Below are 24784 nucleotides of genomic sequence, written 5' to 3'. Positions count from 1 at the left end.
TAGGTATACTATGTACCGCAGTGCAGAATATGATCTAGAAACACAAGGAGCTTTGATCCATGACTAACCGTGTTGTACTCGCATACTCAGGCGGGCTCGATACCTCTGTTGCGATTTCCTACCTCGGCGAAATGCTTAATGGCGAAGTCATTGCAGTAGCACTCGACCTTGGCCAGGGCGGCGAAGATATGGAGTCCGTACGTCAGCGCGCATTAGATTGCGGTGCTGTGGAATCCATCGTTATCGATGCGAAAGATGAATTTGCTGAGGACTACTGCCTGCCAACCATCAAGGCGAACGGTATGTACATGGGTGAGTACCCGTTGGTGTCAGCAATTTCCCGCCCGTTGATCGTAAAGCACCTTGTGAAGGCCGCACAGGAGCACGGTGGCACTCACGTATCACACGGTTGCACCGGTAAAGGCAATGACCAGGTTCGTTTTGAGGTTGGATTCCTGAACCAGGACCCAGATCTGGAAATTGTTGCGCCTGCTCGCGATTTTGCGTGGACACGCGATAAGGCGATTGCGTACGCAGAAGGAAAGGACCTGCCAATTGAGCAGTCGGCAGCTTCGCCATTCTCGATTGACCAAAACGTTTGGGGGCGCGCGGTAGAGACAGGCTTTTTGGAGGACCTCTGGAACGCGCCGACGAAGGATCTATACGCTTACACGGAAAGCCCTTCGATGGGCAATGCGCCTGACGAAGTCATTATCTCGTTCGAGGGAGGCAAGCCGGTTGCAATCGACGGCCGCCCGGTAACGATGTTGGAAGCAATCGAAGAGATGAACCGTCGCGCTGGTGCGCAGGGCATCGGTCGTCTGGATATGGTCGAAGACCGCTTGGTTGGCATTAAGTCCCGTGAGATTTACGAAGCGCCAGGTGCGGTCGCTCTGATTACGGCGCACAAGGCGCTCGAGGACGTTACGATTGAGCGCGAGCTGGCTCGCTACAAGCGACTTATCGACGCGCGCTGGTCGGAGGAAGTGTACGACGGTCTTTGGTTCGGTCCGCTCAAGCGCTCCCTGGATGCGTTCATCGAGTCGACACAGGAGCACGTCACTGGGGACATCCGCATGGAAATGCATGCAGGTAAGGCAGTGGTCAATGGCCGCCGCTCCAACCACTGCCTGTACGACTTCAACCTCGCGACGTACGACACAGGCGACACTTTCGACCAGACCTACGCTAAGGGCTTCGTCCGTTTGCATGGTTTGTCATCGCAGATCGCGAACAAGCGCGATCGCGAAGCGAAATAGCAGGGAGCTTTGGAAGTTATGCAGCAGCATAAGACGAATGAAGGCGCGCTGTGGGGCGGTCGGTTTTCTGGCGGCCCTTCTGAGGCGATGTTCGCGCTGAGCGTATCGACGCACTTCGATTGGGTGCTTGCGCCTTATGATGTATTGGCATCGAAAGCTCACGCAAAAGTCTTGCACCGTGCAGGACTTCTTTCGGACGAAGACCTGAAGACCATGCTCGAGGGGCTTGAGCAACTCGGCGCAGACGTTGCAAGTGGTGCGTTTGTTCCCGAACCGACGGACGAAGATGTTCACGGCGCAATGGAGCGCGGCCTGATCGACCGAGTAGGTCCTGAGGTAGGAGGGCGCCTGCGTGCAGGGCGCTCGCGGAATGACCAGGTGGCAACGATGTTCCGGATGTGGGGTCGTGATGCCCTGCGCGGTGTTGCTCTGCACATTACGGATCTCATCGATGCTCTCGTTGCACAGGCGGCTGCACATCCCGATATCATCATGCCGGGTAAGACCCACTTCCAGGCTGCGCAGCCTATTTTGCTCGCACACTCGTTGCTCGCTCACGCACACCCGCTGTTGCGTGACTTGGAGCGGATTCAGGATGCGGACAAGCGGTTGGCTGTGTCGCCGTACGGCTCTGGCGCTTTGGCGGGTTCTTCGTTGCACCTAGACCCGGAGGCGATTGCGGAAGAACTTGGCTTCTATGAAGCAACCGACAACTCACTGGACGGCACAGCTTCGCGTGATTTCGCAGCCGAAGCGGCCTACGTTCTAGCCCAGATTGCAGTGGATGTGTCCCGCTTTGCGGAAGAGATTATCGCCTGGTCGACGCCAGAGTTCGGTTACGTCACGTTGGACGACGCATGGTCGACTGGTTCTTCGATCATGCCGCAAAAAAAGAACCCAGACGTTGCGGAGCTTGCCCGAGGCAAGTCAGGTAGGTTAATCGGCAACCTTACCGGATTGATGGCCACTCTTAAGGCGCAGCCTCTCGCGTATAACCGCGATTTGCAAGAAGACAAGGAGCCGGTAATCGATTCCGTAAACCAGCTCAACATTCTTCTGCCAGCGTTTACCGGGTTGGTCTCGACTCTCAAGTTCCATGGTGATCGAATGCGTGAGATTGCACCTGCGGGATTCACGCTTGCTACCGATTTGGCAGAGTGGATGGTTCGCCAGGGTGTGCCATTCCGAGAGGCGCACGAAGCTTCCGGAGCATGCGTACGCATCGCGGAGTCCCGAGGCGTCAACCTTATTGACTTGACAGATGAGGAGCTCGCGAGCGTAGACCCTCGACTTAACGCAGGTGTCCGTGACGTGCTCACGATTGAGGGTGCTGTGAGCTCGCGCGATACACGCGGTGGAACCGCCGGCCCACGGGTAGAAGAACAGCGTGTACGCGTAGCGGAGGCAAATAGTAAGTATCGAGCGTGGGCAGAGAAGCCTGTGCGGGGTTAACATCGGTACCGCATTTGCGACGCCCACCTTTCGGTGGGCGTTTCAACTTTTTGTAGTGGTGGCGTCGATAAGTGACTAACAAGGGTGAGGTAAGCTCAACTGCATGAGTCTTGATCCCAAACTTCTCGACGTACTGGTGTGCCCGCAAGACAAAGGGCCGCTTGAGTATAAGGAAGACGAACAGTTGCTGGTGAATGAACGCATTGGTGTCGCGTATCGGATCGACGATGGTATTCCGGTCCTGCTAATCGATGAAGCAGTTCCCTATACAAACACCCACAAGTAACAACGCTGGGAAGACGACTCTCTGAAAGGAATTTCATGACTAACGCAAACATTATCGACGAACTCGAGTGGCGTGGCCTGATCAATCAGCACACGGATCTGGAGGCGTTGCGTGAAGAAACGCAGAAGCCTATCACGTTGTACTGTGGCTTCGACCCGACAGGCCCTTCACTACATGCAGGTCACCTGGTGCCGCTGCTGATGCTGCGCAGGTTCCAACTCGCTGGACACCGGCCAATTGTGCTAGCAGGTGGTGCTACCGGCAAGATAGGCGACCCGCGTGACGTGGGCGAGCGCACGATGAATTCCGATGACACTGTGGCAGATTGGGCCGAGCGAATTGGAAGCCAGCTGTCAAAGTTCGTCGATTTTGACGGTGAGAACGGTGCGCTGCTGCTGAATAATAATGATTGGATTAAGGACTGGAAGGTCATTGAGTTCCTTCGCGACGTCGGCAAGCATTTTTCGCTCTCCACAATGCTGAGTCGTGATACCGTGAAGCGTCGCCTGGAAAACGACGGGATTTCTTTTACCGAGTTTTCGTACATGCTGTTGCAGGCACATGACTTTGTACAGTTGCGTCGTACGCACAATTGTGTGCTGCAGGTTGGTGGTGGCGACCAGTGGGGCAACCTGGTTGCTGGTGTTGATCTGAACCGACGCATGGATTCGGAGCGCGTGCATGCGTTGACCGTTCCGCTTGTGACGGACTCCGAGGGCAAGAAGTTTGGCAAGTCCACGGGTGGTGGTTCGTTGTGGCTTGATCCAGAAATGACCAGCCCGTACACCTGGTACCAGTACTTTGTGAATGCTGCGGACGCCGATGTGATCCGGTACCTGCGGTGGTTCACTTTTCTCGATAAGGAAGAGCTGGATGCTCTTGCCGTCGAGGTCGAAGAGCGACCATTTAAGCGAGAGGCACAGAAGCGGTTGGCGCAAGAGATGACAGATCTCGTCCATGGCCGCGAAGCTCGTGAGGCCGTTGAGTTAGCGTCCCAGGCGCTATTCGGTAAAGCAGATCTGACTGATCTCGATGAGCGTACCTTGGCCAGCGCTGTTGCCGAGACGAATGTGTTCGAGGTCGCGGCTGGAGCTGAAGTCAGCATCGTGGACATGCTGGTCGGCTCCGGCTTGGCCGACTCGAAGGGTGCTGCCCGTAGATCGCTGAAGGAAGGCGGCATTTACGCCAACAACGAGCGTGTAGTAGATGAGAACTGGGTTCCATCCGTGGATGATTTTCTGCATGGAACCTGGCTCGTGCTGCGTCGTGGTAAGAAGACATTCGCAGGCGTGAAGCGCAGCTAGGCGCAGGTGACAGCATCTGAAAGCAACGCGGTGGTAGAGCAGAAGCCTATGCCACCGCGTTAAGTCTTTCCATGATGGTTGCTGCGATGCCCTCGGGAGTGTCATCGATATCCACAGCGAAACCCAGCTCGTCCGGTTGGAGCGATTCAAGCGTATCTAGCTGGGAATCCAACATTGAAGCAGGCATGAAGTGATCCGTACGGTGGCTCAGTCGTTTCAGCAGTAGCTCACGCGGCCCGTCTAGGTGCACAAATATAAGGGGTACGTCGGCTAGTCGGAGCTTGTCGCGATAAATGCGTTTCAGCGCTGAACATGTAACGACGGTTCGCTTTCCAGCACTGTCTTGCTTTTGAAGCCAGTTCGAGAGTTTCTCAAGCCACGGCCAGCGGTCCTCGTCGGTGAGAGGTTGGCCCTGACTCATCTTTTCGACGTTTTCCGCCGGATGAAACTCATCAGCCTCGACGAGTTCAAAGCCGGATCTCTGCGCAAGAATCTCGGCGATGGTGGTCTTTCCACTTCCGCACACTCCCATAAGGATGAGGTGCGCCGGGGGTAGCTTCTCTGCTTCATGCATGTTCTTCCCTCCTTGATGCTTCACGAGTGGGGGTAGCTAAAGAAAGCGTCGCCCTGACATTGATGCAGTGCACGATCGCCCACTGAAGTATGTGTATTCTAACGCTATAGCCAGTTTTCCGTATTGACGCCCCGTAGATCGGTGCGTCGATACGGCCTTGAAGCCTCGCTTGAGAAGAGACAGGATAGCTCATGGAAACTTGGGAACAGACGTTGTCGGCCGGCCCCTTAATGGGGATCGCTGCGGTCGGCATTGCCCTCATTCTTTTGCTCATTATTCAGTTCAAGGTCCATGCGTTCGTCACGCTGATTCTTGTGTCTGTCTTGACCGCTATCGCGGCAGGCATTCCAACAGGAGAACTGTATGACGTTGTGATGGGCGGCTTCCGATCCACACTTGGCGACGTCGGTATTCTTGTCGGTTTGGGCGCGATGCTTGGCAAACTTATTGAGTACTCCGGTGGCGCTAGAGTCCTCGCCAACACGATGATCGGTAGGTTCGGCGAGCGGCGAGCGCCGATGGCGCTTGGTGTGGCCTCGCTCTTGCTTGGCTTCCCAATGTTTTTCGACGCCGGCCTCGTTGTCATGCTGCCGATCATTTTCGCAGTTGCCGCTCGTATCGGTGGACCAATCTTGCTCTACGCAATTCCGACGGTTGCTGCATTCTCTGTCATGCACGTCTTCGTGCCTCCGCATCCAGGACCAGTCGCTGCTTCGACATTCTTCGACACAAACCTTGGTCTGCTGATCGTTTTTGGCTTGATTGTTGCAGTTCCAACGTTTTATGTTTCGGGCCTTTTGTGGGGTAAGTATTGCGCAAAGAAGTTCCCGTTTACGTCAGTAGCAAACGCCGTTTTCAACTCGGACGACAGCGATATTAAGTCATTGCCGAAAACAGGCACTGTCATTACGATTCTGCTACTCCCGATGCTGTTGATATTCCTGAACACGGGTGTCGACTTTGCGACGAAATCTGGCGCAATTACAGGTGACGAAACCTGGGCGCAGGCGTTCACATTCCTTGGAAAGTCCGGTATTGCGCTGTTGATTTCGGTTCTCGTCGCGCTTCCAGTGCTCGGGACCTCACGTGGGGTGAAGGGTTCGGCGCTGGAAAAACTCGTCGATTCGGCGTTAGGGCCAATTGCATCCGTTGTGTTCATTACTGGTGCCGGTGGCATGTACGGCGGAGTTCTTCGTGCGTCTGGTATCGGCGATGCCATCGCGGATCTCATGCAAGGACTAGGAATTCCAGTCATCCTCGCTGTGTACTTGGTAGCGGTGATCATGCGCGTTGCGCAGGGATCTGCAACTGTAGCGCTGACAACCACGGCCGGATTGATGGCTCCAGCAGTACTGGCTGGCGGCTACTCGGAAATTCAGATCGTCGCAATTACATTGGCGTGTGCGGCCGGTTCGGTTTGCTGCTCTCTAGTGAACGACTCCGGCTTCTGGCTTGTGGGCCGTCTTTTTGGGATGGACGTCAAGACCACACTGAAAACTTGGACGCTGCAGCAGACCATAGAATCCGTGGCGGCATTCCTAATCACGCTTCTGATCTTTGTCCTTTTCTAACTCCTTGAGAAGGCGTTAGGGGAACGCAATCTGATCCGTTAGCGCCTTCTCAATAAACTACTTCTACCAGCCAATTTGTGTTGTTGTTGGTGTGTGTGTAACTTTATGTGAGTCAGCGAGACCGACAACGCCCCGCCAGACAGACTCGGTAAAGAGTTGGTTGGTGAGATGGCGGTTAGGAAAACTACCGCTGGCCGACATAACAAAATAGGTTCTGTGATGCGGCGCGTGTTTGCGTTGTTGAGAATGTTTTGTTAGTGTCAATCTTCGTCGCTTTGAATGCGCCACTGTGTTTTGTGGTGTGTTTGGGTGTGCGGTTGTTGTTTGAGAACTCGATAGTGTGCCAATGTACTTTTTATTTTTTTGATTGCATTGACTTTTGGTTGCGTGCTGTGTGCCATGTTTTGGTGTGTGCCGGCGGTGATGCTTGAACCTATGATTGAGTGTCACTGGTGTGGTGCAGATGCATGGTCGCGTTGACTGTATTGGTTGATGTGGTTGTGACTGGTCCTGTTTTACCCCGTCGGGTTGGGACCAGTTTTGTTTGTACTTTACAGTTTTTGTAATTTTAGGATTTTGCCAGACACTGGCGATGACTGTTGTGGTTGTTGTTGGTGGTTGGTTTGTTTTTGGTTAGGTTTTGGGCTTTTCACGGCCTTGTTTCTTTCTGAAATAGTTTTTGTGGAGAGTTTGATCCTGGCTCAGGATGAACGCTGGCGGCGTGCTTAACACATGCAAGTCGAACGGAAAGGCCAGTGCTTGCACTGGTACTCGAGTGGCGAACGGGTGAGTAACACGTGGGTGATCTGCCCTGTACTTCGGGATAAGCTTGGGAAACTGGGTCTAATACCGGATAGGACAACTTTTTGGATATTGTTGTGGAAAGCTTTTGCGGTATGGGATGAGCTCGCGGCCTATCAGCTTGTTGGTGGGGTAATGGCCTACCAAGGCGTCGACGGGTAGCCGGCCTGAGAGGGTGTACGGCCACATTGGGACTGAGATACGGCCCAGACTCCTACGGGAGGCAGCAGTGGGGAATATTGCACAATGGGCGCAAGCCTGATGCAGCGACGCCGCGTGGGGGATGAAGGCCTTCGGGTTGTAAACTCCTTTCGCTAGGGACGAAGCTTTTTTGTGACGGTACCTGGAGAAGAAGCACCGGCTAACTACGTGCCAGCAGCCGCGGTAATACGTAGGGTGCGAGCGTTGTCCGGAATTACTGGGCGTAAAGAGCTCGTAGGTGGTTTGTCGCGTCGTTTGTGTAAGTCCACAGCTTAACTGTGGGACTGCAGGCGATACGGGCATAACTTGAGTGCTGTAGGGGAGACTGGAATTCCTGGTGTAGCGGTGAAATGCGCAGATATCAGGAGGAACACCGATGGCGAAGGCAGGTCTCTGGGCAGTAACTGACGCTGAGGAGCGAAAGCATGGGTAGCGAACAGGATTAGATACCCTGGTAGTCCATGCCGTAAACGGTGGGCGCTAGGTGTGAGTCCCTTCCACGGGATTTGTGCCGTAGCTAACGCATTAAGCGCCCCGCCTGGGGAGTACGGCCGCAAGGCTAAAACTCAAAGGAATTGACGGGGGCCCGCACAAGCGGCGGAGCATGTGGATTAATTCGATGCAACGCGAAGAACCTTACCTGGGCTTGACATGTAGCGGATCGCCGCAGAGATGTGGTTTCCCTTGTGGTCGCTATACAGGTGGTGCATGGTTGTCGTCAGCTCGTGTCGTGAGATGTTGGGTTAAGTCCCGCAACGAGCGCAACCCTTGTCTTATGTTGCCAGCACGTAATGGTGGGGACTCATGAGAGACTGCCGGGGTTAACTCGGAGGAAGGTGGGGATGACGTCAAATCATCATGCCCCTTATGTCCAGGGCTTCACACATGCTACAATGGTCGGTACAGCGCGTTTGCTACCTTGTGAGGGGATGCTAATCGCACAAAGCCGGCCTTAGTTCGGATTGGGGTCTGCAACTCGACCCCATGAAGTCGGAGTCGCTAGTAATCGCAGATCAGCAACGCTGCGGTGAATACGTTCCCGGGCCTTGTACACACCGCCCGTCACGTCATGAAAGTTGGTAACACCCGAAGCCAGTGGCCTGTCATGGGAGCTGTCGAAGGTGGGATCGGCGATTGGGACGAAGTCGTAACAAGGTAGCCGTACCGGAAGGTGCGGCTGGATCACCTCCTTTCTAAGGAGTTTTATTTTGTTGGCTCACAGTTGTGGGCTTTTTTGTTGGTTGAGTCACCGTGGGTGTGGCTGCCAATTTGTTGTTTCCGGGTGGAGACACACCAGTCACGGACTGTCATGCATTCGTGTGGTGGTTGTGGTTGTGGTTGCAGTGTGGCCGGGTTTTTGTAGTCAAAAAGAAGTGTTAATTATTGTGTGTTGGTGCACTGTTGGGTGTCTGAGGCAGCAGTTGTGTTGTCTTGAATGATTCCGCGTGTTGATCACTGACTGGTTTGGTTGGTGGTTGGTGTGTGGGGTGTGTTGTGTGAGAACTGTATAGTGGACGCGAGCATCTTTATTCTTGTGGAAGAATTTTTTGATTGTAAGTTTGCCTAACAACAAGTGATTGTCATGCTGTTTGTGTGTGGTGGTTGTTTGTTGTTTGTTTGTTGTGTGTTTTTGTTTTGTTACAAGGGCGTACGGTGGATGCCTTGGCATGCTTAGCCGATGAAGGACGTGTGAGGCTGCGTTATGCCTCGGGGAGTTGCCAACAAAGCGTTGATCCGAGGATGTCCGAATGGGGAAACCTGGCACTTGTTATGGAGTGTTACCTGCAGATGAATGTATAGTCTGTGTGGGGGTTACGCGGGGAAGTGAAACATCTCAGTACCCGTAGGAGAAGAAAACAATTGTGATTCTGCTAGTAGTGGCGAGCGAACGTGGATGAGGCTAAACCATGCGTGTGTGATACCTGGCAGGGGTTGCGCGTGTGGTGTTGTGGGCGATGATTGTGGGTATGCTGCCATGTACCCTCATGATGCGGCGTGTTAGCGGAAGTCACCTGGGATGGTGTGCCGGAGAGGGTGAGAGCCCCTGTACGTGAAGGCGTGTCGTGTTGTGGTGATTGTTTGCCCGAGTAGCAGTGGGCTCGTGGAATCTGCTGTGAATCTGCCGGGACCACCCGGTAAGCCTAAATACTAAGTGTGACCGATAGTGGATAGTACCGTGAGGGAATGGTGAAAAGTACCCCGGGAGGGGAGTGAAAGAGTTCCTGAAACCGTGCGCTTACAATCCGTCAGAGCACCGCGTGTGTGTGATGGCGTGCCTTTTGAAGAATGAGCCTGCGAGTCAGCGGCATGTCGCGAGGTTAACCCGTGTGGGGTAGTCGTAGCGAAAGCGAATCCTAATTGGGTGTTGTTTAGTGGCATGTCCTGGACCCGAAGCGGGGTGATCTACCCATGGCCAGTGTGAAGCAGCTGTAAGAGGTTGTGGAGGCGCGAACCCACTTAGGTTGAAAACTGAGGGGATGAGTTGTGGGTAGGGGTGAAAGGCCAATCAAACTCCGTGATAGCTGGTTCTCCCCGAAATGCATTTAGGTGCAGCGTTATAGTAGTTTGCCGGAGGTAGAGCTACTGGTTGGTTGAGCGGGACTATCATCTTAGCAACATCAGCCAAACTCCGAATGCCGGTTAAGTGTTCTATAGCAGTGAGACTGTGGGGGATAAGCTTCATAGTCGAGAGGGAAACAGCCCAGATCGCCGGTTAAGGCCCCTAAGGGTGTACTAAGTGGAAAAGGATGTGGGATCGCGAAGACAGCCAGGAGGTTGGCTTAGAAGCAGCCATCCTTGAAAGAGTGCGTAATAGCTCACTGGTCGAGTGGTTCTGCGCCGACAATGTAGTGGGGCTCAAGTACACCGCCGAAGCCGCGGCATAGTTTTTACTATGGGTAGGGGAGCGTCGTGCATGGGGTGAAGCCATACTGTAAGGGGTGGTGGACTGTGTGCGAGTGAGAATGCAGGCATGAGTAACGAGAGATACGTGAGAATCGTATCCGCTGGATGACTAAGGGTTCCTGGGTCAAGTTCGTCTTCCCAGGGTGAGTCGGGTCCTAAGGCGAGGCCGACAGGCGTAGTCGATGGTCAACGGGTTGATATTCCCGTACCCGTATGCATGCGACAAAGAGTGAAGCGGTGATACTAACCACCCTGAACTGGCAACATGCGCATCCTTTTGGGTGTGTGGTTGTTGGTGATGCGTGGGGCCTGATCCGTGGTAGTTCAGTGATGGGGTGACGCAGTCAGGTAGCCGCGCCAAGTGTTGGATATCTTGGTGTAAGCGTGTGGCACGTCGACTTGTGAAATGCGGTCGATATTTTGTGTGAGGCGTGATGCGTAGCCCAATTGTTGGGTGATGGTGGTGATCCTTTGCTGTCGAGAAAAGCCTCTAGCGATGTGTGTGTATGGCCCGTACCCGAAACCGACACAGGTGGTCAGGTAGAGAATACTAAAGCGGTCGGGTGAACTGTGGTTAAGGAATTCGGCAAATTGCCCCCGTAACTTCGGGAGAAGGGGGGCCCTTGCTGGTTGCATGCCTTTTTCGGTGTGTTGCTGGTGGGGGTCGCAGAGAATAGAGGGGAGCGACTGTTTATCAAAAACACAGGTCCGTGCGAAGACGGTTAAGTTGATGTATACGGACTGACGCCTGCCCGGTGCTGGAAGGTTAAGAGGACCTGTTAGGACGTAAGTCCGAAGCGGAGAATTTAAGCCCCAGTAAACGGCGGTGGTAACTATAACCATCCTAAGGTAGCGAAATTCCTTGTCGGGTAAGTTCCGACCTGCACGAATGGCGTAACGACTCCCCTGCTGTCTCAACCACAGGCCCGGTGAAATTGCAGTACGAGTAAAGATGCTCGTTTCGCGCGGCAGGACGAAAAGACCCCGGGACCTTCACTATAGCTTGGTATTGGTATTCGGTGCGGTTTGTGTAGGATAGGTGGGAGACTGTGAAGTGGTCACGCTAGTGATTGTGGAGTCGTTGTTGAAATACCACTCTGACCGTAGTGGATGTCTAACCTTGGCCCATGATCTGGGTTGGGGACAGTGCCTGGTGGGTAGTTTAACTGGGGCGGTTGCCTCCCAAAATGTAACGGAGGCGCCCAAAGGTTCCCTCAGCCTGGTTGGCAATCAGGTGGTGAGTGTAAGTGCACAAGGGAGCTTGACTGTGAGACTTACAAGTCGAGCAGGGACGAAAGTCGGGACTAGTGATCCGGCACCTACTTGTGGATGTGGTGTCGCTCAACGGATAAAAGGTACCCCGGGGATAACAGGCTGATCTTCCCCAAGAGTCCATATCGACGGGATGGTTTGGCACCTCGATGTCGGCTCGTCGCATCCTGGGGCTGGAGTAGGTCCCAAGGGTTGGGCTGTTCGCCCATTAAAGCGGCACGCGAGCTGGGTTCAGAACGTCGTGAGACAGTTCGGTCTCTATCCGCCGCGCGCGTTGAAACTTGAAGAAGGCTGTCCCTAGTACGAGAGGACCGGGACGGACGTACCTCTGGTGTGCCAGTTGTTCCGCCAGGAGCAGGGCTGGTTGGCTACGTACGGGAGGGATAACCGCTGAAAGCATCTAAGCGGGAAGCCTGTTTTGAGATGAGGTTTCGTTTGAGGTTCCCTAGAGATGATGGGGTTGATAGGCCGGATCTGGTAGCACTGTGAGGTGTGTAAGGTGACTGGTACTAATTACACCGAGACTAAAACAAAGCACACACATGTTGGTGTTGTTTATGGTCAAATTAATGAGTGTTCTTCCGCGAAGAAGAGTTAAGTGTTTGCGTCCACTGTGCAGTGTCTGGCATGACATGCCTGTGCTGATATGTGAATATTGTCGTTGTTATCAACAGTATTGTGTTGGCACGATTTTGGTCGTGTCGGTGGTTGATGGCGGCGGGGAAACGCCCGGTCCCTTTCCGAACCCGGTTAGCTAAGCCCGCCCGCGCTGATGGTACTGCACCTGGGAGGGTGTGGGAGAGTAGGTTACCGCCGGCCTATAACTTCATTTTCCTGTGTGTGGTGGGTTCCATTATTCCCGTTGTGGGGGGTGGTGGTACCCACCACACTCTTTTTTGTGCACCCACAACAAACAACGAGGGCCGTCTTTACGAAGTCTGATGACGCCAGCGCTCCTTGTTTGTAGACTCAGAGGTGCAAGTCTGACTGACCGGATGATTGGGAATTTGTTTCAACAGGTGCACAATAAGTTCTTATTTTCGGACATTCCTGTTTATAATGACTTGTTCCAATAGAAAGGTGTTTCATGTCCGATCGCTCTAACGAGAGACCACGTCGCAACCACGGTTCTTCTTCCTCCAAGGGGCGGAACGGGCGGCCAAGCAATGGGGGCCGGAAAGGTCGGCGCGACGACAGTAGGGATCGTCGCAATGATCGCAGCGGTGACGGCCGTGGTAGGAGCAGAAACGCTCGTCCTGGCGGCGATGAAGAACGCAAATTCAACAATCGTCACAATCGCTCGCAGCCTCGTCGGCAGGGCTACCGCGAGGATAGGATGGCTCAAAAGCTTTCTGAACCCGACCTGCCTTCCGATCTTGACATCAGTGTTCTCGACCCGTCCGTGCTGCAAGATTTGAAGGTGTTGTCACATGACAACGCAACTCGCGTCGCGAAGCACATGATTATGGCTGCAGAGCTGCTCGACGACGACCCGGCGCTTGCCTTGCGGCATGCTAGGGCAGCAAAGAATCGTGCCGGACGTGTTGGGGTTGTTCGTGAAACGAATGGTGTAATCGCTTACCACGCAGGTGAGTGGAAAGAGGCACTTTCTGAGCTGCGAGCTGCCCGGCGCATGAGTGGCGGCCCTGGGCTTTTGGCTGTGATGGCTGATGCTGAACGCGGACTTGGTCGTCCCGAGAAGGCGTTGGAGCTTGGTCGGAGTCCTGAGGCGCGAGACCTCGATCGTGAGGGACGTATTGAGCTTGCCATCGTTCTTTCTGGTGCGCGTCGCGATCTGGGCCAGGTTGATTCTGCGATTGCGACGTTGGAACGTGTACGTCCGAACAAGGACGAGCGGGACGTCTCTGCAATGCGTTTGTCTTACGCCTACGCCGACGCATTGCTGGCTGCTGGCCGAAAGGCTGAAGCGGCTGACTGGTTCAAGCATGTTATTGAGTTGGATCCGGAGATGTTGACGGATGCGAAGCAGCGTTTGGAAGAGACGGAGTAGTGGCTTTGGGTTCTCTTGCTCATCAATATGACGTGTTGCTCTTTGACTTAGACGGCACGGTTTGGGAGGGCGGCCGCGCGTTAGACAATGCGGTTTCCAGCATCATCGAATGTGGTGTGACACCTTTCTACATCACGAATAATGCATCCCGGCCTTCGGCCCTCGTCGCCGAAATGCTTGGTGATATTGGGCTAGAGTGCTCGAGTGAGGAGATTATTACCTCAGCAGAGGCAGCTTTGGAGCTAGCGCGACCCCTGTTGAAAGAGGATGATCCCATCCTTGTTCTTGGTGCGCAGTCGTTCAAAGACTTGGTTTCTGGGGCCGGTTATCGCGTAGTCTCTAGTGCTGACGACGCACCAGTTGCGGTGTTACAAGGGCACTGCCCGGAAACTGGGTGGCGTGAGCTGTCTGAAGCAGCGTTGGCGATTCACAACGGGGCGGTCTACTTGGCTTCAAACCTTGATACTTCCTTGCCGATGGAGCGGGGGCTTATGGTCGGTAACGGCTCGATGGTGGCGGCGGTGACGTCAGCAACCGGCGTTGTCCCAGAGGCGGCCGGAAAGCCAGAACCGGCTATGTTCCATCAGGCTGTGAAGCTGTCGGGTGCTACGCGAGCGTTGGCGGTCGGTGACCGTTTAGATACCGATATTGCCGGTGGAAATCGTGCGGGGATGGATACGTTGCAGGTACTTACAGGTGTGTCTGGTCCTTATGCTTTGTTGGCGGCTAAGCCGGTGGAGCGCCCGACATATATTGGTGATGACTTGCGTAGCCTCTTGGCAGATGCGGAGAGCTTGCGGCCGGGAGCACAGGGCGGTTTCGTGGCGAAGCTGCAAGGAGATACGCTCCTGCTTAACGGTGGTGCTGCATCTTCTTCGCCTACGGAGGCCTTGCGAACGGCTCTGGCTGTTGCGTGGTCTGCAGAGGCCGAAGTACGAGTGGTTGAGCCGGTATCGCAGTGGGCGCAGAAGGCTGTGGAGTCGTGGTGGTAGGGCACGCCCCGAAACCCCACGATCCAAGGCGAGTCGGCATTTCACCGGAAGAATTGCGTTCGAAGGTAGATAGTGTGCTGGCGCGGGTGCCGTCTACGATAAGGGATGAACTTGAACAGTTGGCTGAGGCTCATGACGTTTTAGCAGAAGCGCTAAAAGACTGAGCATCGCCGTAGGAGAGGAGTACGGGTGGCACCTGGTCGGCGACGCCTTGACGCAGAACTTGTTCGACGAAAGATCGCTCGTTCACGGGAGCAGGCCCGGACATGGATTATTGAAGGACGCGTTGAGGTCGGAGGCTTTCCTGCCAAAAAGCCAGCTACAGTTGTCGAACCCGATGTTTCCATCAAGGTCGATGTTGATAACACCGATGACTGGGCTTCCCGTGGCGCGCACAAACTTCTGGGGGCACTAGAGCACTTCGAAAAGCTTGGGTTTACGGTCAAGGATAGGACGGTGATTGACGCGGGAGCGTCAACGGGGGGATTCACTGACGTTTTGCTACGAAGAGGTGTCCGCCGGGTCTTTGCGGTTGATGTCGGTTACGGGCAATTACTTTGGCGCCTGCAGAACGATCCGCGTGTGACGGTGATGGACCGTGTGAATATACGGTCGTTGACTGCCGACATGCTGAGCGAGCCGGCCAACTGCATGGTGGGTGATTTATCGTTTATCTCTTTGAAGCTTGTGCTTCCTGCGCTGGTAGCAGCGCTTGAGGACGAGGCGGATCTTCTGCCGATGGTGAAACCACAGTTTGAGGTTGGTAAAGACCGCGTTGGTCACGGGGGTGTCGTTCGTTCGGCAGAGCTGCGTCGAGAAGCAGTGGTAGACGTCGCATTGTTCGCACAGTCGCTGGGGCTTGAGGTGAAATCAATGGTTGCATCTCCGTTGCCAGGTCCGAGTGGTAACGTAGAATACTTTCTGTGGCTGCGTAAGACAGCAAATGCGCAGGAACAATCTGTCGAGGCCGTCGAAGAGATGGCAGCACAGGCGGTGCAGGAAGGGCCAGCGTAGATATGTCTGTAGATGATCGGCGACGCATTTTGTTGGTGCCCCATTTTTACAGGCCCGACAATATTGAGGCTGCAGCGAATTCTGCCCGGATGCTGCAGCAGGCTGGCATTGAGGTGCAGTTGCTTTCTGCGGGGGAATCAAGTCCCGCTGAAGAGGATCCAGTATTGCAGAAGCTCGAGCACGTAAGCCCAGGGGCCGAGGCTGGCCGAGGCTGCGAGCTTGTATTTGTGCTTGGAGGCGATGGAACGTTTTTACGCGCAGCAAACTTTGCGCACCTTCAGGACATTCCAGTGCTCGGGGTGAATCTCGGCCATGTGGGATTCTTGGCAGAGTCCGAAGCGGAAAGCCTGGAAGATGTGCTGTCCTCGGTGATAGCGCGCTCATATCGGGTTGAAGACCGCATGACACTTGACGTGCGGGTTTTGGATGCGACGGGTGAAGTGCTTGGCGAAAGTTGGGCGCTGAATGAATGCAGCATTGAGAACTCGGATCGTACAAGAGTGCTTGATGCGTTTCTGGAGATTGATTACAGGCCGGTATCTTCGTTCGGTTGTGATGGTGTGCTGGTATCTACGCCTACTGGATCAACCGCGTATGCTTTTTCGGCCGGTGGTCCGGTGATGTGGCCTGAGCTCGATGCCATCTTGGTGGTTCCGAATAATGCGCACGCCCTCTTCGCGAAGCCAATGGTTGTTTCACCGTTGTCGACGGTAGCGGTTGAGTCCTTTTCGACGACCAGCTCCGCTGTTGTCGTGATGGATGGGGTTCGAAGGATTATGATGCCGCCAGGTGCACGGGTCGAAGTGACGCGTGGTCGCCGCCCGGTGCGCTGGGTTCGGCTTGATGAGCGTCCGTTTACCGACCTCCTAGTGGAGAAGTTTCAGCTTCCGGTATCTGGGTGGCGTGGCCCAGACAAAGAGAGGTAGATCGGCGTGCTGTCGGAAATTGCTATCAGGAACCTTGGTGTGATCCCTCACGCTAGCGCGGAGCTCTCGGAAGGTTTGACAGTCCTTACGGGTGAAACTGGCGCCGGTAAGACGATGGTGGTCACGGGTTTGCGGCTGTTGACTGGTGGTCGTGCTGATGCTTCTCGTGTTCGGACGGGAGCGCCGGAAGCGGTGGTGGAGGGCGCGTTCGCGGTAACAGGAATCCACGAGGACAGTCGCGAGGCTATTGCGAAGATCGCGGCGGACGCTGGCGCGGTCCTCGATGAAAACGGTGAGTACGTCGTAGTCCGTTCCGTAAAATCGACAGGCAGGTCGAAGGCACACTTTGGTGGCCGGGCGGTACCGGCTGCGACACTCAGCGAAGTCTCCTCGCACCTGCTTACGATTCATGGCCAGAACGATCAGCTACGTTTGATGTCGCCAGAACAGCAACTACATGCGTTGGACCGCTTCGATCCTGCTGCTTCAAAGGTTCTCCGTGCGTATCAGGAAGCGCGGAAGCGCTGGCGCGTTGCGAAGAGAGATTTAGAGGAGCGGACAAAGCGGCGTCGAGAATTAGCGATGGAACAGGACCGTCTCCTGTTTGCTGTCAACGAGATCGACGAGGTCGCACCCGAGCCAGGTGAAGACGCTGAGCTCGTCTCTGCGATTCAGCGCCTGCAAGATGTTGATGGATTGCGCTCCGCGGTTCAAGAGGCGATGGTTGCAATCGATGGCGCTGAGGCGGTTGGTGAGTATGACGAGGCGTCCGCCGCTTCAGATTTGGTAGGGCAGGCTGCGAGTGCACTTGGTGCATCCACTGATACGCAGCTGCAGGAGCTGGGGCGTCGACTAGAAGAAGCCGCCACTGTGCTTTCGGATGTGTCTTCGGAACTTGGAACGTATTTGTTTTCGTTGGATGCGGATCCGCATGCGCTCGAGAACATGCTTCAGAGGCAACAGTCGTTAAAGGTGCTGACCCGAAAGTACGCGTCGGACATTGATGGTGTGCTGCGTTGGAGGGACGAGGCGCAGCAACGGTTGGCGTCAATTGATACGTCGGATGAGGCCCTCGCGGAGCTTCAACTGCGGGTTGATGACGCTGCGACCGAGATGAAGCAGCACGCTGAGGAGTTGACGGGCATTCGTCGCGATGCTGCACGACGGTTCTCTGAGGCAGTGACACAGGAGTTGCATGGGCTGGCGATGCCTAAGGCTGTGCTGAGCGTCCGCGTTGAGGGGGCAGACTACGGCCGTGATGGCGCTGATGCTGTCGAGATTTGTCTGTCGCCTAACGCTGCGTCAGAGCCGAAGCCATTGGCAACCAGCGCGTCAGGAGGTGAGCTTTCACGCGTCATGCTCGCGATTGAAGTGATCCTTGCCGGGTCAACGCACGGTGCGACATTCGTCTTTGATGAGGTTGATGCTGGTGTCGGTGGTCAGGCTGCGGTGGAGATTGGGCGTCGCCTTGCACGGCTCGCAGTAAACAATCAGGTAATTGTGGTGACGCACCTGCCACAGGTTGCGGCTTACGCGGACAGACACTTACACGTTGCGAAGAACGTTGGCGATGAAACCGTGACATCAGGTGTGCTTGTGCTCGACGATGCCGAGCGTGTGGAGGAACTGGCTCGCATGATGGCTGGGATGGCGAACTCGGAAACAGGAAAGGCGCACGCGGCGGAGCTACTGGAGCAGGCACAGCGCGAAACAAAAGAGTTTCGTCGATAGCCCGCGCGCCTAGCAGTACTTGGCGGGCGATGCAGGCAGAATTCAACATATGACTGAAACTTCTGGAACTTCTGAATCGACTAGCGCGCCGTTGCAGGGACCGCTGCGTGATTGCACGCCGCAAGGCAAGGGGCGCGGCCGTCTTCGTTCTGGGGATATTGCCTTCGTTGATGCTCCAGATATCAGCCGTAGGGAAGCTGAGATGTTGATCAACGCGGCACCGGCGGCGGTTGTTAATATTGCACGGTTTAGTACTGGGGCTGTGCCTAATTACGGCCCGCACTTGCTTCTCGACGCCGGCATTCCACTGTTTGAAGCTGCCGGTGCGGAGATGCGGGCGTCGATACGCGATGGCAAGAAGACATCCGTAACGGCTTCGGGGGAGATCAAGGTTGGGCGCAAGGAAGTCGGTTCTGCGTCACCAGTGATGCGCGCTGATGTTGACGCGACGTTTATTGAAGCACAGCGTCACCTCGTAGATCACATGGAGGCGTACTTCGGAAACACGATTGAATTTATTCACTCCGAATCGCCGCTGCTTATCGATGGTGTTGGCGCGCCTGAGTTAGGTGACGTGATTGCGGACCGAAAAGTTATTATCGCGAGCCCGTGCCCAGATCTTCGAGAGCGCATAGAATCGTTGCGCAATTTTATCCGTGAGTTCACACCTGTGCTGATTGGTGTAGGCAAGGCGACGAACACCTTGGCGGAGATGGGCTACGCTCCCGACTTCATCGTGGGCGACCCGGGCGACGTGGCTGAAGAAAACTTGCGAAGCGACGCGCGGGTGATTTTGCCAGCGGACCCCGACGGCTACGCGCCTGGTCTGGAGCGCATCCAGGATCTTGGAGTAGGTGCGATGACGTTTCCCGCCGCGACCGAATCTGCAACAGACCTGGCGGTGTTACTGAGCGTGTTCCACGATGCAGAAATGATCGTGATGGTTGAGCAGCCCGTGAACCTGGACCGTATCTTTACCGAATCAGACGAAAGCTCGCCGGCAGCACTGCTCACTCGTTTGAAAGCGGGCCAAAAACTGGTGGATTCCACAGTGATAGCTGATTTGTACAATCTGACGACTGGTCGGGGAGTCGCCTGGGCGTGGGCAATTTTGGGATTGCTTGTTGCTGCGGCGACGATTGTACTCATCGTCGGGCTTGGCGGGAGTGGGCCGTTTAGCACGAACCTGGTGGATACGTGGAACACGATAGTTACACAGCTGCAGAGTCTGTGGAGCTAATAGGGAGTAGGTGGTTTTGATGTCTTCAGGAAGTAGTTCGGCAGGTTATGTTGCAGCAGGTCTGGGCTGGGGCATTGCACTTGGTGTCGCAGCAGGAATGCTGGTGATTGCGCCAGCAATGGGCACGCTTGATTTTTCAACGTCGTCGCAGTTAGGCGAGTCGCAACAGTCGGCTGACGCCTCGCAGGGGACAAAATTTGAGTTTTCCGATGCAGTGATAGCTCAGCATTCGGCCGAGCTTGTTGCGAACACGCTGGATGGTAAGTCAGTGATGGTGCTTCGCACACACGATGCGTCAGCGGAAGATGTCGATGCTGTAACGTGGCTGCTTCGCACCGCAGGGGCATCAGAAGCGGGCCAGATTACGTTGGGCGAGAAGTTTACCCAGCAGGAGTCGGCTGATGCATTGAGTACGATCATCGCGAACACCCTGCCGGCAGGAGCGCAGCTTTCCGTTGATCGACGCGCGCCTGGCACACATGCTGGCCAGTCGCTGGGGAGCGTTCTGCTCAAGGATCCAGCGACTGGTGAACCGGTGGCTCCGGAATCTGATCGTAATTTCGTTATAGAGGCGCTGCATGGAGGCGGTTTCATAGACGACACAGATGTTTCAGCGCCTGCTGATGCGATTGTTGTGATCGGCGCCGGTGATACCGGCGGGGAGCGTTCTTTCGGGACACAACTGTTGACAGACATGACCGCGGAGCTCAATGACTTAGCTGCGGCAGTGTATGCGGCGCCAGATGAAGACGGTGGGTTTGTTGATACAGAAGCAGGCAGGGTGTCGGCGGTGCTTTCGCTTGCGGAAGAATTGGCGGTCGAATGATGCACGAGTTTGAAGTTCAACAGTCGGAGCTGCTGCTGGATGCACCGATTATCGCGGTGCGCAAAGATATTGTTTCGATGCCGGGGGGCGCTTCCGCGGCACGCGAGATCGTAGAGCACTTCGGTGCGGTTGCAGTGGTGGCCGTCGATTCCAAACGAAGGATTGCGATGGTCCGCCAGTACCGGCACAGCGTTCGGCGCCGGTTGTGGGAACTTCCTGCTGGCCTTCTCGACGTCAGCGAGGAAGACGCGCTTGTGTGCGCCCAGCGTGAGTTGGCCGAGGAAGCTGGTTTGGCTGCTGAGAAGTGGGCATTGTTGCTGGATCTGGTGACGTCCCCGGGGTTCGCAGAAGAAGCGGTGCGTGTGTACCTGGCTTCGGATCTCCGTGAGGCCCCTCGTGGTGAAGCCGAGTTCGAAGAAGCCGATATGGTGCTGGAATGGGTGCCAATTGAAGAGGCGCAATCGATGGTGTTTCGCGGTGACATCGTGAACTCGATTGCGATTGCCGGAGTGATGGCAGCGGCGCGAGTGCTAGAAGGCGAGGTAGAGCCGCGTGATGTAACCGAGCCCTTTGACCTGCGGCCAAGATCGCTAGCAGAGCGACGCACAGCGCAAGGCGTCACGCCCGATATGAAGAGGATCTAGTTGGACGTCAATGAGCTTGTTAGGCGTTGGCTCGAGCACCTTGCAGTTGAACGAGGTCTTTCAGCAAACACATTGAGCAACTATCGTCGGGACCTTAGACGGTATGCCTCGTGGCTGCATGCCAACGGCAAAGCTAACTTGTCTGAGGTGACCGCTGCAGACATCGAGGCGTACCTGGCGGACCTACGGCGTGGAGTTGATGGGGCTGCGCCGTTGGCGGCATCTTCGGCTGCGCGCGCACTTGTGGTTGCCCGCGGACTACACAAGTTTGGGGTGCTTGAGGGCGTACTTGCAGGTGATGAATCAGCCCAAGTAGCTCCACCTTCGCCTGGTAAGAAGCTGCCCGATACGCTAAGTATCGAAGAGGTCGGCAAGATGCTGGACTCGTGCCCCACGGAGGAGCCGATTGGGTTACGAGACAAAGCGTTACTGGAGTTGCTCTACGCCACGGGGGCGCGTGTGTCGGAAGTACTGGCGCTCTACGTCGATGACTTCATGGCACTCGAAGGCGAACAGCACGCGGTGCTGACATTGACAGGCAAAGGCAATAAGCAGCGCATCGTGCCGGTGGGGTCGATGGCGAAGGAGGCCGTCGAAAAATATCTGGTGCGCGGACGCCCAGCGCTGGCCAAAGGGCGCTCTCATTCGCTATTTCTGAACGCACGCGGCGGCAGCTTGTCTCGGCAAAGTGCTTGGACGGTCATCAGACGGGCCGCTGAGCGAGCCGGGATCACCAAGCATGTTTCTCCTCACACGTTGCGGCATTCTTTTGCAACACACATGCTCGACGGCGGCGCCGATGTACGAGTAGTGCAAGAACTGCTTGGGCACGCATCTGTGACGACTACCCAAATTTACACACACGTTACTGCGGAAAGCCTTCGGGAAGTCTGGCACGCTACGCACCCTCGTGCATAGGTATGTAGGGTTGACATGTTCTGATGCACGACTGGAAGGATTCTTGCCACATGGCTTTTCGACGACCCCACGTTCTCGCAACTGTCGCTGCTGCTACATGCGCTCTCGGGCTGAGCACCTCGGGAGCTGATATGAACGCGTATGCGCAGTTGCCGGAGGGGCTTGATCCTGCCGCGATCCAGCAGGCCATCCCCTCCGAGATCCACGTGCAGGCCGGGCAGACTACGACTGTCGACACCGGTGTTCCGCTGAATCTCAATTACAGTTCGGGTGGCTGGACCGTTGTATCATCTGGCACTTCTGTGTCCGTGACTGCTCCTGATACTCCAGGTGCAACGGTGAGCGTTCCGGTCTCCGCTGGGGGATACTCGGCGACCGTGAATCTCGTCGCAGTGGGCAGTGGTGAGACCGTTGATGCTCCACCTGAGAGCGCTGCGGAGCCTGGAAACGATGATGGTGCTGGCAAGCCACATGGCGATAGCGTTGATGACTCAAACAGGGAAGGACACGGATCCGAGACTGGTTCAGACTCAGATCAACGTGTGCACGACGCGCCCGCTGCGCCACAGGCCCACCGTGTCCCAGCCAAGGAGGTGGATACCACGAACGCGAAGCGCTTGGAGTTCGAGGGCGTCATCGAGGACAACAGCATTGTGGTGAAGGTGCCTCTGAGTAAGGCCGGACAGCTGATGAAGTACGCTAAGACCGATAGGGAAGGCGCCACACTTCGTTATGTAGACGTGGACGGCAATATCATTGAAGGCGTGAAGCGTGACGTGGACGTAGCGTCGCGCACGCTGACATTAACGTACCCGGAGGGACAGACGCCGGATAACCCCTTCATCATGGAGGTTGTCCGGGATGGATCGGCGGCGGAGTTCATCGCGGTGATAACGTCAAAGAACGCTCCGACTGCTGCACTAAAGGATGGAAATACCCAGGGAGGCGACAGTCAAGCGGAAACACTTGACGAATCGAGGGCGAATGACGGCCTTCTTGCCCTGGGCATCGCAGGAATTGCGGCACTGGTGGCCTTGCTGCTCATCGTGTTCCTGATTCGAAAGAGGCGACAGGCACATAACTAGGTATGGCATTGTAAGATAATTGCGTCAAGGGCTTACACGTGACGCGCATTGGACGGAAGGGATGACAATGGCAGGCAACGCATTGTTTGACGCTGCTGAAGAAAAGAAGTTTCTCACGGGACGTCCATTCCGCGAGTTCCCTCAGCCTGAACCGCTCGAGCACCACGGCCCGGCGACCATCCTATCGATGGTGAATCAGAAGGGTGGCGTCGGCAAAACGACGTCGACAATCAACCTGGGTGCATGTCTCGCAGAGCAAGGGCGCAAGGTGCTGCTTGTTGACCTCGACCCGCAGGGTGCGCTCTCAGCCGGTCTTGGAGTGTCCCATGATGAAGAGCAAGTCACCGTGTATGACTTGCTTTTTGACAACACTGCGTCGATCCACGCGGCCATTCGGCACTCGAATATGCCGGGGCTGGACCTTGTCCCCGCGAACATTGACCTTTCTGCTGCGGAGATTCAACTGGTCAATGAAGTCGGCCGTGAACACACATTGGCCCGTGCGCTCCGCCCTGTGCGCAACGAGTACGACATCATCATCATCGACTGTGGCCCTTCGCTCGGCCTGTTGACCGTCAATGCGCTGGCGTGTTCGGCGGGCGTGATGATTCCGATGGAGTGCGAGTACTTTTCGCTCCGTGGTCTTGCGTTGTTGACTGACACAGTGGAAAAGGTGCGAGACCGCATCAATTTCGACCTTGACATCGTAGGCATCCTGGTCACGATGTTTGACCGACGCACTACACACGCGCGAGAAGTGATGGATCGAGTCGTTGAGGTATTCGGCGAGCGAGTTTTTGACACGGTGATTACCCGAACGGTTCGATTCCCGGAGACCTCGGTTGCCGGTGAACCGATCATTACTTGGGCGCCGCACTCCCAAGGCGCAGAGCAGTACCGGCAGTTGGCGCTTGAGCTGCTCGAGCGCATTGATAAGTAGTTTGTTGCACCGTGTCTGAGGACGCCACCGAGGGAGTCCAGCCCGAGATCACCGGTTTTACGTTGGCCCTCCAGAACTTTGAGGGGCCGTTTGATCTGCTCCTGCACCTCATCCACTCCAAGAAGCTGGACGTGACCGAAGTTGCACTAGCTGAGGTGACCGACGAGTTTATTGCATACACGCGTGCGCTGGGTGCAGCAGCGCAACTTGACGAAGTCACTGAATTTCTTCTTGTGGCTTCCACACTGCTGGATTTGAAGACTGCGCGGTTACTTCCGCGCGACGGAGACACAGAGATTGAAGATCTTGAGCTCCTGGAGGCTCGGGACCTGCTCTTTGCGCGTCTCCTCCAGTACCGTGCGTATCAGCAGGTCGCTGACGAGTTCGTGGCCTGGCAACGCAACGCGAAGCGGAGATACCCGCGTGCGGTCTCAATCGAAGACCGATTTGCTGCGTTGCTTCCACCTGTGCAGCTGGGGCACACGCTTGATTCCTTTGCGGAGTTGGCCGCTGCTGTGTTTCGGCCCCGCCCACCGGAGGAAGTGCGGACGGACCACTTGCACGCGGTCAGCGTTTCGGTGCCCGAGCAGGCCGGGAAGCTACTGAGCGCGCTGCATCTCCTTGGTGCGGAGCAGTGGGTCGCATTTGAGGTGCTCACGAAGGACTGTAGTTCCTCCATGGAACTCGTGGGGCGCTTCTTGGCGTTGTTGGAGTTGTACAAGGCTCGCGCGGTGGAGACCGAGCAGCCAGAAGCCCTCGGTAGCCTGGAGGTTTCCTGGACAGGAATCAACGTTGATCCTGCTGTGGTTGCGTCAAGCAACTGGGAATAGCGA

18 protein-coding genes and 3 rRNA genes are annotated in these 24784 nt (G+C 55.7%); 20 read left to right on the top strand and 1 reads right to left on the bottom strand.

What is annotated here, in order from left to right; all coding sequences use genetic code 11:
• Window positions 1–59 precede the first annotated feature (59 nt).
• The 4 genes from BJP05_RS05420 (at window position 60) to tyrS (ending at window position 4301) form a co-directional block, all read left to right on the top strand.
• Entirely contained in the window at window positions 60–1259 is a 1200-nt protein-coding gene (locus BJP05_RS05420) for an argininosuccinate synthase (RefSeq protein WP_070362517.1), read from the top strand.
• Window positions 1260–1277: 18 nt separating this feature from the next.
• On the top strand, window positions 1278–2711 hold the full coding sequence (gene argH, locus BJP05_RS05415) for an argininosuccinate lyase (protein ID WP_070362516.1): 1434 nt from the start codon (window positions 1278–1280) through the stop codon (window positions 2709–2711).
• A 103-nt stretch (window positions 2712–2814) separates the two neighbouring features.
• Complete coding sequence (locus BJP05_RS05410) at window positions 2815–2997, top strand: Trm112 family protein (protein WP_070362515.1); 183 nt, start codon at window positions 2815–2817, stop codon at window positions 2995–2997.
• A gap of 35 nt (window positions 2998–3032) precedes the next feature.
• Window positions 3033–4301, top strand: a complete 1269-nt coding sequence (gene tyrS / locus BJP05_RS05405; RefSeq protein WP_070362514.1) for a tyrosine--tRNA ligase — start codon at window positions 3033–3035, stop codon at window positions 4299–4301.
• 46 nt (window positions 4302–4347) lie between these two features.
• On the opposite strand, the gene BJP05_RS05400 is transcribed toward tyrS, so the two are convergent.
• Window positions 4348–4875: a gluconokinase gene (locus BJP05_RS05400; protein ID WP_070362513.1), complete on the bottom strand. Its 528-nt coding sequence runs from the start codon at window positions 4873–4875 to the stop codon at window positions 4348–4350.
• A 191-nt stretch (window positions 4876–5066) separates the two neighbouring features.
• Between BJP05_RS05400 and BJP05_RS05395 the strand changes: the two genes are divergently transcribed.
• The 16 genes from BJP05_RS05395 to BJP05_RS05320 all read left to right on the top strand — a co-directional run bounded on the left by BJP05_RS05395 (window position 5067) and on the right by BJP05_RS05320 (window position 24781).
• Entirely contained in the window at window positions 5067–6446 is a 1380-nt protein-coding gene (locus tag BJP05_RS05395) for a GntP family permease (RefSeq protein ID WP_070362512.1), read from the top strand.
• A 678-nt stretch (window positions 6447–7124) separates the two neighbouring features.
• Window positions 7125–8641 (top strand): 16S ribosomal RNA (locus tag BJP05_RS05390).
• 437 nt (window positions 8642–9078) lie between these two features.
• A 23S ribosomal RNA gene (locus tag BJP05_RS05385) occupies window positions 9079–12159 on the top strand.
• Window positions 12160–12324: 165 nt separating this feature from the next.
• A 5S ribosomal RNA gene (rrf, locus tag BJP05_RS05380) occupies window positions 12325–12443 on the top strand.
• The 16S, 23S and 5S rRNA genes sit together here, the layout of an rRNA operon.
• Window positions 12444–12960: 517 nt before the next feature.
• Window positions 12961–13635, top strand: a complete 675-nt coding sequence (locus BJP05_RS05375; RefSeq protein ID WP_240492714.1) for a hypothetical protein — start codon at window positions 12961–12963, stop codon at window positions 13633–13635.
• Window positions 13635–14627: an HAD-IIA family hydrolase gene (locus BJP05_RS05370; RefSeq protein WP_083433158.1), complete on the top strand. Its 993-nt coding sequence runs from the start codon at window positions 13635–13637 to the stop codon at window positions 14625–14627. Before BJP05_RS05375 ends, BJP05_RS05370 begins: the two co-directional genes overlap by 1 nt.
• Window positions 14628–14816: 189 nt before the next feature.
• The gene (locus BJP05_RS05365) at window positions 14817–15641 is read left to right on the top strand and encodes a TlyA family RNA methyltransferase (protein WP_070362510.1); all 825 of its coding nucleotides are present in this window, start codon (window positions 14817–14819) and stop codon (window positions 15639–15641) included.
• A 2-nt stretch (window positions 15642–15643) separates the two neighbouring features.
• Window positions 15644–16567, top strand: a complete 924-nt coding sequence (locus BJP05_RS05360; protein ID WP_070362509.1) for an NAD kinase — start codon at window positions 15644–15646, stop codon at window positions 16565–16567.
• Between the two features lie 6 nt (window positions 16568–16573).
• Window positions 16574–18298, top strand: a complete 1725-nt coding sequence (gene recN / locus BJP05_RS05355; protein WP_070362508.1) for a DNA repair protein RecN — start codon at window positions 16574–16576, stop codon at window positions 18296–18298.
• Window positions 18299–18347: 49 nt separating this feature from the next.
• Window positions 18348–19538, top strand: a complete 1191-nt coding sequence (gene steA / locus BJP05_RS05350) for a putative cytokinetic ring protein SteA (protein WP_070362507.1) — start codon at window positions 18348–18350, stop codon at window positions 19536–19538.
• A gap of 19 nt (window positions 19539–19557) precedes the next feature.
• Entirely contained in the window at window positions 19558–20364 is an 807-nt protein-coding gene (locus BJP05_RS05345; RefSeq protein WP_083329555.1) for a copper transporter, read from the top strand.
• Entirely contained in the window at window positions 20361–21008 is a 648-nt protein-coding gene (locus BJP05_RS05340; protein ID WP_070362505.1) for an NUDIX hydrolase, read from the top strand. The genes BJP05_RS05345 and BJP05_RS05340 overlap by 4 nt, the downstream gene beginning before the upstream one ends.
• A complete protein-coding gene (gene xerD, locus BJP05_RS05335; protein WP_070362504.1) occupies window positions 21009–21926 on the top strand; it encodes a site-specific tyrosine recombinase XerD in 918 nt (305 codons plus the stop codon). It begins immediately after the preceding gene.
• Window positions 21927–21976: 50 nt separating this feature from the next.
• A complete protein-coding gene (locus tag BJP05_RS05330) occupies window positions 21977–23011 on the top strand; it encodes a hypothetical protein (RefSeq protein WP_145945248.1) in 1035 nt (344 codons plus the stop codon).
• Window positions 23012–23078: 67 nt separating this feature from the next.
• Window positions 23079–23951 (top strand): ParA family protein, encoded by an 873-nt coding sequence (locus BJP05_RS05325; RefSeq protein ID WP_070362502.1) that lies wholly within the window; start codon window positions 23079–23081, stop codon window positions 23949–23951.
• Between the two features lie 11 nt (window positions 23952–23962).
• Window positions 23963–24781 carry a ScpA family protein gene (locus BJP05_RS05320; protein ID WP_070362501.1) on the top strand — a complete coding sequence of 273 codons (819 nt, stop codon included), beginning with the start codon at window positions 23963–23965 and terminating at the stop codon, window positions 24779–24781.
• The last annotated feature ends 3 nt before the right edge of the window (window positions 24782–24784 follow it).

Origin of the sequence: Corynebacterium sp. NML98-0116, from assembly GCF_001767255.1 — a bacterium.
Classification (GTDB): domain Bacteria; phylum Actinomycetota; class Actinomycetes; order Mycobacteriales; family Mycobacteriaceae; genus Corynebacterium; species Corynebacterium pseudogenitalium.
This window is presented reverse-complemented; position numbering and strand designations above follow the sequence as displayed.

What these genes read in the sequence shown, in the direction of transcription:
- argH (WP_070362516.1), top strand. Translation starts at nt 1,278, where the DNA reads ATGCAGCAGCATAAGACGAATGAAGGCGCGCTGTGGGGCGGTCGGTTT.
- steA (WP_070362507.1), top strand. Translation starts at nt 18,348, where the DNA reads ATGACTGAAACTTCTGGAACTTCTGAATCGACTAGCGCGCCGTTGCAG.
- BJP05_RS05325 (WP_070362502.1), top strand. Translation starts at nt 23,079, where the DNA reads ATGGCAGGCAACGCATTGTTTGACGCTGCTGAAGAAAAGAAGTTTCTC.
- BJP05_RS05360 (WP_070362509.1), top strand. Translation starts at nt 15,644, where the DNA reads ATGTCTGTAGATGATCGGCGACGCATTTTGTTGGTGCCCCATTTTTAC.
- BJP05_RS05345 (WP_083329555.1), top strand. Translation starts at nt 19,558, where the DNA reads ATGTCTTCAGGAAGTAGTTCGGCAGGTTATGTTGCAGCAGGTCTGGGC.
- BJP05_RS05420 (WP_070362517.1), top strand. Translation starts at nt 60, where the DNA reads ATGACTAACCGTGTTGTACTCGCATACTCAGGCGGGCTCGATACCTCT.
- BJP05_RS05375 (WP_240492714.1), top strand. Translation starts at nt 12,961, where the DNA reads ATGGCTCAAAAGCTTTCTGAACCCGACCTGCCTTCCGATCTTGACATC.
- tyrS (WP_070362514.1), top strand. Translation starts at nt 3,033, where the DNA reads ATGACTAACGCAAACATTATCGACGAACTCGAGTGGCGTGGCCTGATC.
- BJP05_RS05340 (WP_070362505.1), top strand. Translation starts at nt 20,361, where the DNA reads ATGATGCACGAGTTTGAAGTTCAACAGTCGGAGCTGCTGCTGGATGCA.
- BJP05_RS05400 (WP_070362513.1), bottom strand. Translation starts at nt 4,875, where the DNA reads ATGCATGAAGCAGAGAAGCTACCCCCGGCGCACCTCATCCTTATGGGA.
- BJP05_RS05330 (WP_145945248.1), top strand. Translation starts at nt 21,977, where the DNA reads ATGGCTTTTCGACGACCCCACGTTCTCGCAACTGTCGCTGCTGCTACA.
- BJP05_RS05395 (WP_070362512.1), top strand. Translation starts at nt 5,067, where the DNA reads ATGGAAACTTGGGAACAGACGTTGTCGGCCGGCCCCTTAATGGGGATC.
- BJP05_RS05410 (WP_070362515.1), top strand. Translation starts at nt 2,815, where the DNA reads ATGAGTCTTGATCCCAAACTTCTCGACGTACTGGTGTGCCCGCAAGAC.